The 15,782-nt window shown below is 57.6% G+C and carries 17 protein-coding genes and 1 pseudogene; 13 read left to right on the top strand and 5 right to left on the bottom strand.

Annotated elements, in window-relative coordinates; translation table 11 throughout:
• Positions 1–54: 54 nt before the first annotated feature.
• Positions 55–1,086: an FAD-binding oxidoreductase gene (locus E2481_RS16400; RefSeq protein ID WP_136718246.1), complete on the bottom strand. Its 1,032-nt coding sequence runs from the start codon at positions 1,084–1,086 to the stop codon at positions 55–57.
• Positions 1,087–1,441: 355 nt separating this feature from the next.
• Between E2481_RS16400 and E2481_RS16395 the strand changes: the two genes are divergently transcribed.
• The 3 genes from E2481_RS16395 (at position 1,442) to E2481_RS16385 (ending at position 4,422) form a co-directional block, all read left to right on the top strand.
• A complete protein-coding gene (locus E2481_RS16395) occupies positions 1,442–2,665 on the top strand; it encodes a potassium channel family protein (protein ID WP_136718245.1) in 1,224 nt (407 codons plus the stop codon).
• Between the two features lie 110 nt (positions 2,666–2,775).
• Complete coding sequence (locus E2481_RS16390) at positions 2,776–3,906, top strand: TrkA C-terminal domain-containing protein (RefSeq protein ID WP_136718244.1); 1,131 nt, start codon at positions 2,776–2,778, stop codon at positions 3,904–3,906.
• Between the two features lie 111 nt (positions 3,907–4,017).
• Positions 4,018–4,422, top strand: coding sequence for a CBS domain-containing protein (locus E2481_RS16385; protein ID WP_136718243.1), 405 nt, complete (start codon positions 4,018–4,020; stop codon positions 4,420–4,422).
• Here E2481_RS16385 and E2481_RS16380 read toward each other — a convergent pair.
• Positions 4,405–4,605 (bottom strand): hypothetical protein, encoded by a 201-nt coding sequence (locus E2481_RS16380; protein ID WP_136718242.1) that lies wholly within the window; start codon positions 4,603–4,605, stop codon positions 4,405–4,407. The two genes, E2481_RS16385 and E2481_RS16380, sit on opposite strands and share 18 nt — an antisense overlap.
• A gap of 62 nt (positions 4,606–4,667) precedes the next feature.
• On the bottom strand, positions 4,668–5,534 hold the full coding sequence (locus tag E2481_RS16375; RefSeq protein WP_250137850.1) for an ion transporter: 867 nt from the start codon (positions 5,532–5,534) through the stop codon (positions 4,668–4,670).
• Positions 5,535–5,686: 152 nt separating this feature from the next.
• On the opposite strand from E2481_RS16375, the gene E2481_RS16370 reads away from it, so the two are divergent.
• Positions 5,687–6,169 carry a cation:proton antiporter regulatory subunit gene (locus tag E2481_RS16370; protein ID WP_169302472.1) on the top strand — a complete coding sequence of 161 codons (483 nt, stop codon included), beginning with the start codon at positions 5,687–5,689 and terminating at the stop codon, positions 6,167–6,169.
• A gap of 59 nt (positions 6,170–6,228) precedes the next feature.
• Entirely contained in the window at positions 6,229–7,428 is a 1,200-nt protein-coding gene (locus tag E2481_RS16365) for a cation:proton antiporter (protein ID WP_256867909.1), read from the top strand.
• Positions 7,429–7,436: 8 nt separating this feature from the next.
• On the opposite strand, the gene E2481_RS16360 is transcribed toward E2481_RS16365, so the two are convergent.
• Together E2481_RS16360 and E2481_RS16355 are read right to left on the bottom strand one after the other, a co-directional pair.
• On the bottom strand, positions 7,437–7,922 hold the full coding sequence (locus E2481_RS16360) for a cation:proton antiporter regulatory subunit (protein ID WP_136718239.1): 486 nt from the start codon (positions 7,920–7,922) through the stop codon (positions 7,437–7,439).
• Positions 7,923–8,051: 129 nt separating this feature from the next.
• The gene (locus E2481_RS16355; RefSeq protein WP_136718238.1) at positions 8,052–9,299 is read right to left on the bottom strand and encodes a magnesium transporter; all 1,248 of its coding nucleotides are present in this window, start codon (positions 9,297–9,299) and stop codon (positions 8,052–8,054) included.
• A 126-nt stretch (positions 9,300–9,425) separates the two neighbouring features.
• Between E2481_RS16355 and E2481_RS16350 the strand changes: the two genes are divergently transcribed.
• From E2481_RS16350 to E2481_RS16315, 8 genes and pseudogenes are all read left to right on the top strand, one after another.
• A complete protein-coding gene (locus E2481_RS16350) occupies positions 9,426–9,854 on the top strand; it encodes a universal stress protein (protein WP_136718237.1) in 429 nt (142 codons plus the stop codon).
• 71 nt (positions 9,855–9,925) lie between these two features.
• Positions 9,926–10,977, top strand: a pseudogene (gene xseA, locus E2481_RS16345) (exodeoxyribonuclease VII large subunit).
• Between the two features lie 2 nt (positions 10,978–10,979).
• A complete protein-coding gene (gene xseB / locus E2481_RS16340; RefSeq protein ID WP_136718236.1) occupies positions 10,980–11,162 on the top strand; it encodes an exodeoxyribonuclease VII small subunit in 183 nt (60 codons plus the stop codon).
• Positions 11,163–11,369: 207 nt separating this feature from the next.
• Positions 11,370–11,648, top strand: coding sequence for a hypothetical protein (locus E2481_RS16335; protein WP_136718235.1), 279 nt, complete (start codon positions 11,370–11,372; stop codon positions 11,646–11,648).
• 6 nt (positions 11,649–11,654) lie between these two features.
• Positions 11,655–12,074, top strand: a complete 420-nt coding sequence (locus E2481_RS16330) for a hypothetical protein (RefSeq protein WP_136718234.1) — start codon at positions 11,655–11,657, stop codon at positions 12,072–12,074.
• Between the two features lie 28 nt (positions 12,075–12,102).
• Positions 12,103–13,836 (top strand): hypothetical protein, encoded by a 1,734-nt coding sequence (locus tag E2481_RS16325; protein WP_250137847.1) that lies wholly within the window; start codon positions 12,103–12,105, stop codon positions 13,834–13,836.
• Positions 13,833–14,663 (top strand): hypothetical protein, encoded by an 831-nt coding sequence (locus E2481_RS16320; RefSeq protein ID WP_136718233.1) that lies wholly within the window; start codon positions 13,833–13,835, stop codon positions 14,661–14,663. Before E2481_RS16325 ends, E2481_RS16320 begins: the two co-directional genes overlap by 4 nt.
• Positions 14,664–14,665: 2 nt before the next feature.
• Positions 14,666–15,781, top strand: coding sequence for a hypothetical protein (locus tag E2481_RS16315; protein WP_136718232.1), 1,116 nt, complete (start codon positions 14,666–14,668; stop codon positions 15,779–15,781).
• Position 15,782: the final 1 nt, after the last annotated feature.

The following is a 15,782-nucleotide window of genomic DNA, read 5'->3' as shown; positions in this document are numbered from 1 at the left end:
TATATCTCTTCTGGATTGACCTTCTCAATACGAGACTGTTGCCGGACCTGTCGCCTATCCGTACCCCTCGCAGTGTACGTGCCGAGACGGAACACCGAGTCTACGTACTGCAGTCTCGAGGCTGTATACCATCGCGTTGATTCCACAGGCATACATCTCTACGTTGTGCGGATCGATGCGAGCGCCATCGTCGATCTGCGGACGGTCGTCGAGCAGTTCAGCAACGTGCCTGCCGAACGCCGCATCGTCGAGTTCGCGCTCATCTACGTACTTCATCATCGCGTCCTGTATGTAGTCGGTCTCGCCCTCCCACCCAGAGAGCCACGGCTCTCGAGAGAGACAGGGTACGTAGTGGAAGATGTCGTGGGTCTCCGCGAGTTCCTGAAAGGCTTCGTGGTAGGGCAGGTCGTCTATCCAGGCCGCCCCGAGAAATAGCCAGACATCGCGTGTCTCCCCGCGAAACTCGTCTCGTTCCTCCTCGAAGATGTAGTCGATCATGCTCTTCATGGGTGCCACGCCAGTCCCCGTCGCGAGGAACGCCATATCCCGCCTCGAAACGTCTTCCAGAAGTAGATGCCCACTCGGACCGCGAACGGTGAGACGGTCGCCGACCGATAGCTCGTCGCAAAGGTTTGGAGAGAGCCGCCCATCGGGAACTCGTCGAATACACAGTTCGGTCTTTTCTCGGTTGGGTAAACTCGCGATCGAGTATGGTCGAGTACGGCCATCATAGCGGACTGAGAGGTACTGGCCGGCCGCGAAGTCGAACGGTTCGTCAGTCTCAAACTCGATTCTGACGAGCGCGGGGTGCTCTCGTTCGTAGCGCTCGTGGAGAGCGCCGATTCGGGCAGCTAACCGTCGGTTCAACCGTGTCGCTTCCTCGAAAACCCCGTCCCAATCGATAGGTCCGCGATCGGTGACCGCAGTTTCGAACCCGTGTTCGCCCGCCAAATCGAGAAGCGTCTCTCGGATTTCATCTCGTCTGTCCCGATCCATCGATTCGACGGTTGTGACCGTTGCAGAACTCGAAATCAACGGGAGTGATTCTACGTGATCGTGTTGTGATTTGTGCTCCCGGACGGTCATCTTACCGTAGGGTCTCGGACACCACGTTTAAGGATTGGTGTCAGGGGCCGTTGTTCCAGAGTTCCCTTGTATTCCGTTCTGAAAGGAACGAAGGATGGCACAGATCGCTTAACTATTGGTAATCGAATCGCTCATCGAATAGATCCTCACAGGTATCGTAAGAAGACCTATCAGTGCCGTGCTGCGTTCCTGAACATCGTCGGTAGAAGTGATGTAGCCACCAGCCGACCGAGTACTTCGCGGTCTATCGGCCTGTCAGGCGGTATCTAGCTCAGTCAGTAGCTCTACTCTCATAGATAGCATACGGTTTCAGCGGTCAGAACACCTATACGGATCCGAGGATAGACGCCAATTAATGGTCACAGGGGCTTTTACGGAGGTCTTGCTCGGTGTATACCTTGGTCTGTTGGCCGGGATCTTTCCCGCATTCGTCGCCTTCTCCATCGGGTTTCTCTTCAAATACTTCACGACCGTTACTATTCCAGGGCTCGGGGTCGTTGCCCTCGGGGGAACGCTTGCCGGCGTTTCTGGTGGGCTGATGGGACTGATAGACCCCTCGTTGGCCGAAAGCTGGACCGGAATCACCGCAGTATTGGTCATCCTCATGGCGAGTCTCTGGGCGCATAGCCAGGGTGACAAACTCGCCACTGCAACGCCACGTAAATTCACCCTGAAAGCGTTGCGGGAAACGACGCTTTCAGCGGATCTGGTGGAACGCATCGACTCGTACGGCCAAGTCCACGTCCGTCCGATCGGCGAAATCACCGATCTCGAAGGATACCCACCACTACCTGACAATATTCGCTACCAGCTAACGACGAGTTCGTGGCGCTTCCCGGCAACGCTCTCGCTTCCAGAACTCGAGGCCAAGCTCGAAGAGCGGTTGCTGACCGATTACGAACTTGCTGAGGCATCAATCACGATCGACAAACAGGGGCGAGCCCAAATCGCAGCCGCACCGAGTGCTGCTGGCCTCTCACGACGCGTGCCGTCCGGACGGAGAGCCGTGTCGATTCAGACGGTGTTACCGACCGGCGTCGGTCGTGGTGACAAAGTCACAGTGAAACTTCCAGAAGGTGACGTTACTGGCTCGGTTGTGAGTGCTCGAACAACTGGAGCCGAAGTCCCTATCGACCCGCTCGACACGGAGGCGAAACAGACAGACGGTGGCGAGGAAGTCGTCACACAGCTCGCTCCGAAGATGACGACGACAGGCGGTGAAGGGGTCGTGACGATTGCGGTCCCATACGACGATGGGCGACGTGTCATCCGTTCCGATTTCGCGCCGATGGTCGTTCATTCGCGTGGAAAACAGCGAGAATACGAGATCATCGGCGTGCTCAAACAGGGTGGCAATCGATTTCGCTCTGTGACTCTTGACGACGAGAGTCCGCTTGTGGGGTCGACGATCGGCGACCAGCAAATCCGCACGACCTTCGGTGTCGTCATTCTGGCGATTCGGCGGACTGAGGGACCACTTATTGCTCCGACTGGGTCGACTGAACTCAGCGCGGGAGACACGCTGATAGTCGTCGGGAATACTGCGAAGCTGCGGGAGTTTGAGGAGGTGGTATCGTGAGCCTCGTTTCGACGGTCGCCACCCACCCGCTGGTCGAAGGACTCGTGAGTATTGTCGCGCTCTCTCTGCTCGCGTTCGTGGTGACCGCAATCGTCACGTTCGTCTTCCGAGTGCGAACCGGAGACGAGTTCCCGGAGGGCGCGACGCTCATCGTCGGACTCGGAGTGGTTGCCGTCTACCTCAATACCCGACTCGCACTCGTCCAGTTCATTTCGAACCGGGGCGAGATGGTGTCCACCGGGGAGGCACTACTCAATATCTCGGTGTTTGTGGTAGCGGGATTCGCATCCTATGTTGGCCGTTCGCTCGGCGATAGCGCCGGCACTTCCGACCGGTTTACCTGGAAGCGCCTCCAGCCCGATCTAAGCCCCATCGTCCGGGCCAGTGGCCGGTTCATCACGGTCTCGATTCCCGAGTCGATCGAGGATATCGAGGGATACGATCCCGTCGATACAGAGACGAAGCGGGTGATCGCCGGCAAAACGATGGACTTCCCGAAGGGGCTCACGCTCGAGGAACTACACTCGCAGGTGGCGGCTCGTCTCAAAGAAGAACACGATGTTGGGTACGTTGACGTGGATATCGATCCGGACGGGACCGTAACCTACCTCGCAGTCGGAAAGCGAACTGTCGGATTGGGGCAGACCATCCCCCCGAACTCCGCGGGTGTGGCGGTTTCCGCAGATCCGCCGTTTAGTGCCTCTCCCGGCGATACAGTTCAGTTATGGCGCGTCGATAATGACGGGGCAGAGACCAGACTCGGAACGGCTGAACTCCGGGCCAGCGTCGGGTCGGTTGCGACACTCGTGCTTGACGAGGCAACGGCAACCGAGATTGATCCGACAGCGAATCACCGGTTGATGACTCTCTCAGCGAACTCCCACCCGGAGCGGGAGTTCGCTGCGATGCTCCGGCGAGAAGACGAGACCATGAGCATCATCCAGATACAACCGGGAAGTCCACTCGTCGGTCAGGCAATTGGCCGTCTTGACGTTACTGTGATCGCTGTTCGCTCTGCTAACGGTGAGATCGGAACGATTCTGGAGCAAGATCACCATATCCAGGCTGGTGACGATTTGTACGCTCTTGGACACCCCGAAGCTCTCCGGAAGCTCGAAGTACTGGAACAGGTCCAACTCACCGATCTAGAGGCGGACGACTCTCCGCAGATGTTCGAGCCGACACGGTTGCAGGACACCAAAGAAGAGGACGAGCAGACCCGGGAACAGACACTCAAGTAGTCGATTGACTTTACGAGCTCAGGACTATTGAATCCGAGATTTCGACCGAATCGGTGAATTTCAGATGGTCGTCCCACAGCCTATAAATTCGTGCTCGCACTGTCGGTACTCATGATCCCATTTTACATTGGAGAAGTTATGCGCAAACGGGCAGCCGAACTGGAGAAGGAACGGAATGCTGCCCGCGCAGTTGAGAGGCTCACTGAATCGGATACCGATTTAGTGGTCGTGACGGAGAATGGCGAGCCGTTCGGCGTCTTCACTCATACAGAGGTGGTTGAATTAGTCGATGATGGGGCGAACATTTCCACTACGTCGCTTGCAGACTGTCCACTCTCACCGGTAGTTACGGTAGACGAGTCGGAGAGCCTCGAAACTGCGGCCGCGATGATGAAGGAGAACGGCCTCCGGTACCTACTCGTCGAGAAGGCACACGAGATTATCGGGTATCTCAGCGATCGCGACATCTCTAGGGCGGTCGCAGACTCCGAGGAACAGTCATCCAAGGAGTTCTGAATATGCAAACCACATGTTCCTGAGTGTGAATATGAGTAGGAATAGGAGAAAGGCAAGCGTTCCATATTCTGTATGACCGAATACCCACAGACCCACCGCTAGAACGAGTATCCCCAGTACATACGGATTGAGGTTAAATGCGACGATCTCACTCAGGGCTTCGTCGTTATCGGTATTACTCATTAGATACCCTCCATAAAACCCGAGAGAGGTAATTTGACTGGTTTGAATGCATCAATCTTAGATCACTGTTCTTGTTCCGGTTCGTCGTGAACATGAGATTTGGGGGGTTCGTTGACGAGCTCGTCGACTTCCTCTCCGCAGTGGGGACAATATTGTGATCCTTGTCGTCGGCGCTCGAGTTCTTCGACAAATCCGGACGCGACGATACCAGCAGGCAATGCAAACAGTGCAATACCGAGGAGTGCGACTGTCGCCCCGAGTGCACGTCCGAGTGGGGTCACGGGGACGACATCGCCGTATCCCACTGTTGTCAGCGTGACGATACCCCACCAGATCGCGGCCGGAATGCTGGAAAACACCTCGGGCTGTGCGGCCCGCTCGACGTAGTACATCAGGCTGGACACGAAGACCAACCAGATGCTCATCACGAGGACAGTGATCAGCAATTCTTCCGCTTTTCGCCGAAAAACGTTTGTAATCAACGTCAGCGAGTTCGAGTATCGCGCGATTTTCAGCAAGCGGAATAGACGGAAAATCCGGAGCATCCGTTCTGCACCTTGCTCTCCGAGCACGATCGGGAGGTAGAACGGGAAGATCGCGATCAAGTCGATAAGCGCGTAGGGGGAGAGCATAAACCGAATACGACCACGAATTGGGCTCGAGTAGCGCTCGTCGACCGTACACGACCAGACGCGGAGCACGTACTCAACCGTGAACACACTGACACAGAACACGTCGAATGCAGCGAAAAGCTCACCGTATCGGGCACCGATCCACGACACCGTCCCCGCTATAAACGTCGCGACGTTGAGGACGATAAGTGCCATAATGAAGAGATTCGTCCCCAAAGAGAGCCAGCTCTCTCGATGTCTTCCGTCGAGCAGAAAATAGACGCGCTCTTTCGGCGGCAGGGACGGATCCATCGCCATTATTTACTGCTTACTCAGTTGAACGACCGATATAAGAGCGCTGGTATGACCGTAACCCAAAGAGACGGTAACCAAAGACGACCGTAAATTTCAGTTCGTTTTGACTCCGATGACGTCCGAACAATGATTACGCTGCTCAGTCCACTATGGATATGAAGGTTTTCGAGACCCAGCTCCCGGGCGTTGGACGACGATACCAGATCTCGTTTCCCGACGGAGGGGTATTCACGATCGTTGTCCACAACGACGGTAAACGAAGCGCATTTTGGCGAGATGAACCGGACGCCGACGGCGAGGAACTGTTCACGACGAGTGAGCGCGACGCAGAGAAAATAGCGGAGATATTCGAAGGCGTCTTTTTCGACCCCGTCTCCGACGATCTCGACGATGTGCTCTCAGGAGCTCGAATCAAATGGGTGGCCATCCCGGATGATTCACCGGTTACCGGTCAGACAATTGGCGAAGTGGGTCTCCGAACCCAGACGGGGGTCTCTGTCCTTGCTGTCGAACGCGGTGACCAGACGATTGCGAATCCGACGCCAGACACACAGCTACTACCAGATGACGTTCTGGTCGTCGTCGGCGATGACGACGCACACCAAGCGCTCGAAGAGCTGCTCTCGAAAGTCGAATAGTCCATTAAAAAGAAGCCACCACCGGAACAATAATTCACCTGTAGATACCTGTCATATCCGTGGCTACGACGAGTCTCATACTTTCGGCCGGCATCTTTCTTACAGTCCTCACGATTGGTGGCTTGATTGCCGTTCGTGTCGGCCAGTCGGTCATCCCCGCGTACATCCTCGTCGGTGTTCTCATCGGCCCCTTTGCGCCCTCGATCGGCGGCGTCTCTCTCACGGTCGTCGACTCGACGGAGTTCATCCGACTACTGGCAGATCTCGGTGTGATCTTCCTGCTATTCTTCGTCGGCCTGGAGCTGAGCCTGACCTCGCTAATCCAGAAGCGTTCGCAGTTCCTCCGTGCCGGCGCAATCGACGTCGGCGTCAGTTTCCCACTCGGTATCGTCGTCGGTCTCCTCTTCGGATTCAACCTTCTCGAATCACTGTTCATCGGTCTAATCGCGTTCAACTCGTCGACGGTCATTATCGCCAAATCCCTCCTTGATCTGGAGTGGATCGTCAATCCGGAGAGCGAAGGGATTCTCGGCGTGATCGTCATTGAAGACGTTCTCACCGCCGCTGTGTTCGCAATCCTCTCTGCTGTCCTCCTGGGTGCTGCCGACATTGCTTCACTCGGTCGGACACTCGGACAGGCAGCGATCGTGTTGGTAGTACTGACGCTGTTCGCCTACTACGGCGGCGATTGGCTCGATAGAATGTTCGATATCCGGTCAAGCGAACTATTCCTCCTCGGCGTCCTCGGTGTGACTACGCTCGTGGCCGGTCTCGGTTTCGCTGCCGGTGTCAGTGACGCTATCGTGGCGTTCCTCGTCGGCCTGGCGTTCGGACAGACATCGCACGTCGAGCGTATCGAGAGTAAACTCGCCCCGAGCCGTGACCTCTTCGCAGCGGTGTTCTTCTTCGTCATCGGTCTCCAGACCGATCCGCGACTCGTGCTCTCGGTCGCGGGGTTCGTTCTCGTTGCCGTCGTCGTCACGGTGTTCGGACAGATTGTGAGTGGGTTCTTCGCCGGTCGGAGCTTCGGTCTCTCGATCGAGCAGGCATCGAGGATGGCGAGTGCGCTCGCTCCCCGCGGGGAGTTCTCGCTGGTGATCGCCGCGTTCCTCGTCACTGCGGGGACCACAGACGCTCTCAGGGAAACGATCCCGGCATTCACCGTCGGTTACGTCCTGCTCACGAGTATCCTCGGCACGATACTTATGCGGAACGCACATCTCATCGAACGGGTAGCACGTACGTTCCACACCGAGTGACGACGCTATCAGGGACCGCGTTCGACCAAATCGTCCAGAGCCGCGTGCTCTTCACGTGTCCCGATAGCAACGAGGATATCCTCGCTGTGGAGTTCGAAATCAGCTCCCGGATTCGGTATCGTCTCGGTATCCCGCTGAATGGCGATTACCGTCGTGCCTGTTTGGCGTTTGATTTTGCTTTCCTCGAGTGTCTGTCCTGCGATATGCGAGTCTTCAGGGATGTCGATCCATTCGATAATAGCGTCACCGAGCGGGACGGTTAGTTCATCCACGTTCACAGACTCGAAGTACGCCCCTTCGAGTATCGACCCGAGTTTGTTCGCTTCCTCTCCCGTCAGGTCAAGGAGTTTCTCACCGTTCGCTTCACGGTGGGGCCGTTTATAGAGTTCACACCGGCCGTCGTGATGGATGACGACCGATGCAAGACTGTCATCAGCTAATTCAAGGTCGAATTTGCGGCCAACTCCGGGGAGGTCGGTCTCGTAGACGGTCATACCGACTCTCCGTCAGCCGTCCGAATAATACTGTGGCCTCACAACAGCGTGTAAACTCGCAAAGATCACTGGGGCATCCGGGCCGTGACTTCAGAGGTTCATCATTGCCAGCGAACTGAAGGAGAGAATTTAGAGAACGGATTGCGCCAATCCGAGAAAGATGAAGAACCCGAGAACGTCCGTCGCCGTCGTGATGAAGATCGTCGCCGACGTCGCGGGATCCTTGCCGATACGTTCGAGCACCAGGGGAATCGTCGTTCCGAAGAATCCGGCGATGATGAGGTTCAGGATCATCGAGACGCCAAGTACGAGCCCCAGCAGCGGACTCTGATTGAATACCGACGCTATCGCTGCAACGAGGACGCCGGTGATGAGGCCGTTCGCTCCACCTGCGATGATTTCGTTGATCACCGCTCGACGCCCGGTCGACAGCGAGACCTGTTCGAGGGCGATGCCACGGACGGTCACCGCCATCGACTGCGTCCCGGCGTTCCCACCCATCCCGGCGACGACGGGCATGTACACGGCCAAGAGCGTGAACGCAGCGATCGTGTCCTCGAAGAAGCCGACCGCCGCCGCGGCAAGAAACGCCGTTCCGAGGTTGATGATCAACCACTTGTACCGGTACCGAACCTTCGTGAGCGGTCCGTCGAGAATGCTCTCCTCTTCTCGAACACCGGTGAATTCGTAGAGTGTCTCTCCGGCTTCCTCTTCGATGACTCTGAGGAGGTCCCCGGCATAGATAACTCCTAGAATGGTTCGGTCGTCGTCGAGGACTGCAACTGAGCTCTCCGGATGCTCTCGGAGCACGTCGACGACCTCCGTGTCGGGCGTATCGTATGTGACGACAGGTGTTTCCTGGACGTAGTCGTGGAGGTCGACGTCGTCGGTGTCTGCCATCGCGATCGCTTGCCCGGGAAGTTCGCCGACCAGCTCGTCGTCCTCGGTCACAAAGATCGTCGGTACGTTCCCCGTTCGGTCCTCGTATCGCTGTACTCGGTGGGCGACATCGTCGATATCCCTAGTCGCATCGACCGTGACGTAGTCCAGGTGCATCAGGCCAGCAGCACTCTCCGGACTGAATTCGAGCAGGAACTCGGCCTTCTCTCGGCGATCCTCGTCGAGTCGTTGCAGGACGTCTGTTCTCGTGGTTTCGTCCGCGAATCCGAGAACGTCAGCCACCTCGTCGGGGCCGAGCCGGCGAACGAATCGCTGGAGCTCTTCTCCGGTCATATCCTCGACGAGCGATTCCTGGAGACTCTGCGGAAGCAGAAAGAACACGTCCCGCTGTCGGCTTCGACTCAGTTGGCTGAATTCTGTTGTGGGATGGGACGAAGCCGCAATCTCCTGCTGAATCTCTGCTAAATCCTCCGCCATAGGTCAGTACTGGCGGTAGTATCCGGAGTGTGTTGAAGCTTCATAGATTCTGCACACTCATCTTCCGAGCGACTGCGCCTGTGGGACAAATATACATTTAACCCCCGGCATCGCTAGCGGTAGTGAATGAACGTTCTCGTTCCTGTCCAATATCCTCTCACGGAGACGAACAGACGGGCCATCCGCCGCGGCCAGGACTTAACCGACGGTCGTGAAGGAACTGAACTGTTGATTTTCCACCTTAATCAAGTTCTGGAGGACCGTCGAGTCAGTCGGAAAGAGCTCCGAACCGCAGTTGAATCTTCAGTTGGGGAGCTCGACGCGAACTACGTTATTCGAGATGGGTTCTTTGTAGAGGAAGCGGTCATCGAAATAGCGATCGAATTCGAGATGGATATGATCATCCTCAGCGAACAGCGACGAAATCGATGGCAACGTCTCCTCAGCGTGATGTTCGGGATAGAGCGAGACCCAGAGGAAGTCATCGAGGAAGCGACGGGTATCGAAGTAACTGTGATCCGGGATCCAGATGCCGAAAACGCCGAGCATGAATGACGGTTTATCCACTCGAACCATCAACTGAAGGTACCTTTTTGAGGGTGCTGTTCAGAATTTAACAGACGAAGATGGCGGACGCACCGGATACAGAACGGCAGGCGGTCGAACCGGATGCGAAAGAGGTCCTCAGCGTGTCACAGCTGAACGACCGGATCGCATCGGTCGTCCAAGACACGCCTGCCCTCAACGGCGTCCGCTGTATCGGCGAAGTCACTGACCTTCACCAGAACAGTACGGCACTCTACTTCACGCTCACCGACGGCAATGCCGAGCTCCCTGTATGATCTGGGCAAACCGCTACCGGGAGATGGACACCGAGCTCGAAGACGGCACCGAGGTTATCCTCGAGGGCGATATCGATTACTGGACTGAGGGCGGGAAAATCGACCTCAAACCGTGGGAGGTGATCGTCGTCGGCGACGGCGACCAAGCAGCTGCCGTCGAGCGGCTACGAAGCGAACTCGAAGAGCGTGGCTGGTTCGACGACGAGCAGAAACAGCAACCGCCGGCGTTCCCGGAGCGGGTCGGCGTCGTCACGTCCCTTCGAGGAGACGCCCGGTACGACATCCAGAACGCGATCCACGGACAGGACCCCACCGTCGACATCCTAGTGAAGGACACAACCGTCCAGGGGTCGAACGCGCCGACGTCCATCGCGAACGGCATCCACCATCTCGACCGCTCGGAGGACGTCGACGCCATCATCGTTGGTCGGGGCGGTGGGAGCGATTCGAACCTCCAGGCCTTCAACACCGAGCGGGTTGCGGAGGCGATCTTCACCGCGAATACCCCGGTGGTCACCGCGATTGGACACACTGATGACCGACTCATCGCGGATCAGGTGGCGGACGTCGCGACGATCACGCCGACCGCCGCCGGCGAGTACATCGTGAACTCCCGCCAAGAGTTCCTTGCGAGTGAGATCGAGCCGCTGGAGCAACAGCTCGACGCCGCGTACGAGACCTTCCAGCAGGACCACGAACACGAACAGGAGCTCGCCGAAGCAGTCGATGAAGCGACCGCACCCGAGGGCCTCCCACCGATTTACTACAAGGTCGCCATCGCTGTGCTGCTGTTGCTGTTGTTGGTCATCACCGGGCTTTGGCTGGGGGTGATCTAACCGTGGCAAAAGATCCAGACATCTACGATCGGTTGAGTCGCGTCGAGGAGATTATTGAGCAGCTCGACGCGAACGAGTGCGACCTCGATGAAGGTACTGCACTCCACGAGGAAGGTGAGGAACTCCTTGACGAAGTACGCAGTCTCCTTAATGATGGAAGTGGGGACGTCATCGAGATCGAGTAGAACGGTTCTATTGTGAGAGTTTAACCAACACCCACGCGATAAGACTCCACCCGTTGGTTAAGGCACACCCGAAACGTTCCTCAATTATTTGCCGATAATTTGTATGGCGAATCTCAATCTCGAACAACCAGAAAATATTTATATATTTTCCAGATAGTCAGTAAATATGTACCGGGACTCAGCCGGTGCATACCCATACCCGCATGTATGATTACGAGGTCAGTCACCATCGAGGACATCGATGATCTGTACCTGATGTGGAACGGCCACATCAACGCCTCAGCCCTCTATCGCCGCGCCCTCCGTGAGGAAATGGAAGTCCGCGGTGTTGACCCCGACGAGCTCCGCGACCTCCTGGACCGGGCCCGCGAGCAAGGCTACACGCTCGAAGAGATCGCAGAGTACACGAATCGAATCGACGACCTCCGTTCGCTCGTCGAAGATCAGCAGAGCCAGCCGACGGCTGGAGACGCTACTGATGATTGACCCGCAATGTCCCAGAACAAGACTCCCTCCGACCCTGAACGTAGCACCGACACCGAGTCATCCCTGACCGGCAAGGTTCCACGACAGGCCGCACTAACAGTCGTCTTCCTGAGCCTGTTCGCCGTCCAGCCGGTCGCCGCCCAGAGTAACGCCGTCTGTAGCGCGGACAACCTTCCCAGCATGATTGAGGGATTCTTCCAGCTCACAACCGCGCTGGGGATCGTCGGCCTCGCAATCGTCTGGCAGGCTGACTCCCTTATCGAGATGTTCACCCTCAATCCCGAGCAGAAGAAGGGCCTTAAGCGCCACAAACGGTCGGCGATGAAGTCCGCGGTCGTCCTCGTCGTCCTCGGCCCGCTGTACACCGTCGCCGGGTCGATGATGGGGCTGCCGCTGGCGCAGTGCGTCGACCTCGTCCCCTGGTAAGCACTCCGCGATCCCCGTTACGAGCCCTATGAACCACCGAGAGCTCTCCGTGCTCATGGCCGGCTTGCTCGTGACGAGCTTAGTCACGGGTATCGTCGCAGCCGACCCGCCGCGACCGGGTACGGAGGGGAACGGGCTCACGGAAAACGAGTCGGCAACGCTGTGGTCCCGCGATTCGGACAATTACATCAGCCAGGAGGAGTACCGCCAGCGGTACGGCGAGGACCGCTCCGCCGTCCACCAAGTCGCGAACGGGACCGACGTCACGTTCAAGCGCCCGCCCGCGACCGCGGCGACGTGGACTCGGAACGACTTCGAGGACCTCGACGCCGGCGGCCCAGATACGTCCGTGCATCCGCCGCACGCGGACCTCGAGGACGGCGTCTTCATCGAAGATGCTCACGCAACGATCTTCGCCGTCCAGCCCTCTACTCGTGGACACCTCGAGTCCGGTGAAACCCCACTCTACATCGCGCCGAATGGGACGATGCGCGGTTTCGTTGATTATCGCGTTCGCGTACCCAACGGGAGCTCCTCCGGCAACACGACTATCTCGTGGTCGCTCACGGAGCACGAGGTCGAAGAAGTCCGGCTGAAGAAGAACGGCGAGACCATCGCGACGCAGGACGGGTCCCATACGCCAGCCCTCGACTACCAGATCGAGGATGACTGGAGCGCGAATCTCACGCTCGAAGCGGAGATCAGTACCCGTCTGAAGAAGACCACTCGGTTCGACCAAGGCAACCGGACGGACGTCGACGTAACCTACCGGACGGAATCACGCAACGTCTCGAACGCGATCGACGTCGAGATCTACGACCTCTCGGCATATCCCTACTACGCCGAGTACCCTAACGGCGACGCCGGTGTGGCCATCTTCCAGTCCCGCCCGTGGCAGGGGTACACGCTTACCGAGGATGGCGATGCACGGGTGCGTGGTGTCTGGCGGTTCTACACTGCTCGGAACACCAACTGGGACACGCTCGTTCGGTCGAACCGGACAGATAGCGCCACCGTTGAATCGGATGCGATTCCCGTGTACGTCCACGCATATCCGTCTCGCATCGGGCCGCGTGCCGAGCCGGTTCGAGATGGCCCCGAACTCATCGAGACGTGGGGGACTGACCGCCCGTCGCCGGTCGGCACCATTGGGGAGAACATCAACATCGACATCGTCAACCAGTCGTACACGACGACGTACGGCGTCGCCGTTCGAGCGGAGACCGTCGACCGTGAAGCGCTCCACGTTGCGGGTATCGTCCGTGGCGTGAACGCCTCGATCGTCGAGCCGAACGGTGGCTCCGAGCGACAGCTCCGTCGCAGCAACCTCACCGTGGAGGTACTCAAGCAGAACCAGTCACAGGCGACACTCCGGATTGAACTGCGGGACAATCAGACCGGCGCTCCCATCACGCTCGACGATAGCCGCCAGTACCCGATTGGCGGAACCACCCGGAATGGATACATCACCGTCGCAGATCAGCGCGTCGAGACCAACGAATCGGGCGTGGCAATCGTGACGATCGACGAGCCGGGGATCTACACGGCCCGCTACCATCCGGGTTCGTGGCTCGGCCATAATCCCGCGTACGTGAGCGATTCCGCGACGGCCCGCTGGCATCCACTCGGAACGATTGAAGGCTGGTTCGCCCTCATCTTTGAGGTCGGTTGGCAGCTCCTGCCGTTCTTCGTGATGTTCTACGCTGGCAAGCGCCTCCTGCGGATGCTCGGCCCAGAAGACATCTTCCAGCAAAACCCATGACTCAGGACAATCCCCACCTCAGTAGACGAACCGCCCTCCGAACAGTCGCCGGCGCCGCTCTCGTGAGCGTGGCCGGATGCCTCAACAACGGCGATTCCCCGGGTAGCGGGAACTCAACCCCGTCTGATGGAGAGGGAATCATCCAGCAAGTCACCGTAGAGGGGACAGAACTCGTCATTGAATACACGTCAGAGGAGGGAGTCGATCAGATCAACCTCGTCCAGCCGAATGGGGAGCTGTTCGGTCAACGAGAAACTGCTGCTGGGTCACAACAGGTCTCTTTCGAGATCGGAACTTCTTACGAGCCTGGAGAGTATACTGTCGTGGCTCTCAGCGGTGAAGAAACAATAGCTGAGAGTTCTTCACTGATTCAGCCGGAAATTGGAATTCAAGATGTCGGTCTTTACAGGAATAACCCGGAGAAGTCGTGGGACGAAGTCTACGGAGATACTGAGACGGATCGGCTAAAGAACGGGGAAGCGTACGCCACCGTCGAAAACACCGGAAGCGGACCAGAAGCGGTTGTTGAGTTGATTTTCTCCGGTGATGTACCAAACCCGATTGAAGATCCCAGAGGTAGCGGAATGTATGAAACCGAGCAGGTGGTGATCTCACCGGGAGAAACTACCGACCTGTTCAGTAGTTCGTTCCCATTTGGTTCCGAATCTGAAAAGGGGATGGGATGCTCCCCGGACGGAAACAGCGGCCAGTTCACCGTCACAGTCCGAACTCAAGTTGGCGGCGACCAGGTATCGAAGACCTTCGATGTACAGTACTCTGGATCCACGGAGATGAGTGATTGCGAGGTTTCAATCACGGAGGCCTAACGATGGTGGACCTGATAGACGTCGTTCTCGAGGGGTTCAAAGACGTTGTCGATTGGTTCATCGGTCTGTTCATGGACGGGCTTCGGTCGGGGTATCAGACGCTGACCGAAGAGATGTTTGGCACTCCAACTCCCCAGACCGACGGGGCGTTCATTTTCGGAGAACCAAGTAACGCCCCTTGGCCAGCAATCCAGGAAGGGCTCATCGGCGGCGAGATCATGTTGATTTCTCTTCTGCTCCTTGTGATGAGCGTTCAGGGACGGCACACCATCCGTATCTTCAATATCGGGAGTGCATACGAGGCTCGGAAGACCAAGAAGACTGCCTGGGTCGGTGCGTTCCTGATCATTACGTGGTACTGGATTGGAGCGCTCGCTCTCTACCTTGTCGACGGGTTCACAATAGCGCTGATGCCGGAGCTGTCCTCGCTGGCCTCTGCTATGCTACAGTTCATAACAGGGTCAATTACCAATCCCGGTCTCGGTCTACTTTTTGCTCTTATCGGGGGAATCTCGATGTGGGCATTGGAAGCGCTGTTCTACATCCGGCAGATTCTCCTCTACGTCTACCTGTATGGGATGCCCATCGCATTCGCCGTCGCATATGGCAATATCCCTGTTCTCTCAGATGTCGCTATGGGGTTCAGCAAACGGTTCGTTCCCTTAGCCATCCTACCCCTGCCTGCAGCGATAGTTCTCAAGGGATACGATTTACTCTACTCTGGAGGGGCCTTGACGCCGGGAACAGCGTTTCTCAAGTATCTCGTCGCGTCTTCCCTTCCACTCGTTGCCCTCTATGTCACGTGGAAGACGTTCAAATTCGCAACTCCGATGACGGCGAAAGTCCTCGGAGGCGCGACGAAAGGAGCAGCTCTCATTGGCGGCGTTGCAGCCGGAGCCTACGTCGGTGGGGCCGGCGTCGCGACAACCGCCGCCCGGTGGGGCCCGAAAGCCGCCGCCGGACACGCTGTCGCACAGAAGGCCGCTGCCCGAGGTGGTCACGGCGATGAAGGAGGGGGCGCACCGTCGTACCGACGCACCGAGAACGACCCCGGTGGTACCACATCGGGGACAGCGAGTGACAACCGCGGTATTGACTTTGACCGAGGTATCCACTAAC

Source organism: Halorientalis salina (assembly GCF_005049285.1).
Lineage (GTDB): Archaea > Halobacteriota > Halobacteria > Halobacteriales > Haloarculaceae > Halorientalis > Halorientalis salina.
The sequence above is the reverse complement of the archived record's forward strand: the minus strand, read 5'-3'. Positions and strand labels throughout refer to the sequence as shown.

What these genes read in the sequence shown, in the direction of transcription:
- E2481_RS16355 (WP_136718238.1), bottom strand. Translation starts at nt 9,299, where the DNA reads ATGGCGGAGGATTTAGCAGAGATTCAGCAGGAGATTGCGGCTTCGTCC.
- E2481_RS16335 (WP_136718235.1), top strand. Translation starts at nt 11,370, where the DNA reads ATGATTACGAGGTCAGTCACCATCGAGGACATCGATGATCTGTACCTG.
- E2481_RS16370 (WP_169302472.1), top strand. Translation starts at nt 5,687, where the DNA reads ATGAAGGTTTTCGAGACCCAGCTCCCGGGCGTTGGACGACGATACCAG.
- E2481_RS16375 (WP_250137850.1), bottom strand. Translation starts at nt 5,534, where the DNA reads ATGGCGATGGATCCGTCCCTGCCGCCGAAAGAGCGCGTCTATTTTCTG.
- E2481_RS16330 (WP_136718234.1), top strand. Translation starts at nt 11,655, where the DNA reads ATGTCCCAGAACAAGACTCCCTCCGACCCTGAACGTAGCACCGACACC.
- E2481_RS16315 (WP_136718232.1), top strand. Translation starts at nt 14,666, where the DNA reads ATGGTGGACCTGATAGACGTCGTTCTCGAGGGGTTCAAAGACGTTGTC.
- E2481_RS16385 (WP_136718243.1), top strand. Translation starts at nt 4,018, where the DNA reads ATGATCCCATTTTACATTGGAGAAGTTATGCGCAAACGGGCAGCCGAA.
- E2481_RS16380 (WP_136718242.1), bottom strand. Translation starts at nt 4,605, where the DNA reads ATGAGTAATACCGATAACGACGAAGCCCTGAGTGAGATCGTCGCATTT.
- E2481_RS16400 (WP_136718246.1), bottom strand. Translation starts at nt 1,086, where the DNA reads ATGACCGTCCGGGAGCACAAATCACAACACGATCACGTAGAATCACTC.
- E2481_RS16350 (WP_136718237.1), top strand. Translation starts at nt 9,426, where the DNA reads ATGAACGTTCTCGTTCCTGTCCAATATCCTCTCACGGAGACGAACAGA.
- E2481_RS16320 (WP_136718233.1), top strand. Translation starts at nt 13,833, where the DNA reads ATGACTCAGGACAATCCCCACCTCAGTAGACGAACCGCCCTCCGAACA.
- E2481_RS16360 (WP_136718239.1), bottom strand. Translation starts at nt 7,922, where the DNA reads ATGACCGTCTACGAGACCGACCTCCCCGGAGTTGGCCGCAAATTCGAC.
- E2481_RS16395 (WP_136718245.1), top strand. Translation starts at nt 1,442, where the DNA reads ATGGTCACAGGGGCTTTTACGGAGGTCTTGCTCGGTGTATACCTTGGT.
- E2481_RS16325 (WP_250137847.1), top strand. Translation starts at nt 12,103, where the DNA reads ATGAACCACCGAGAGCTCTCCGTGCTCATGGCCGGCTTGCTCGTGACG.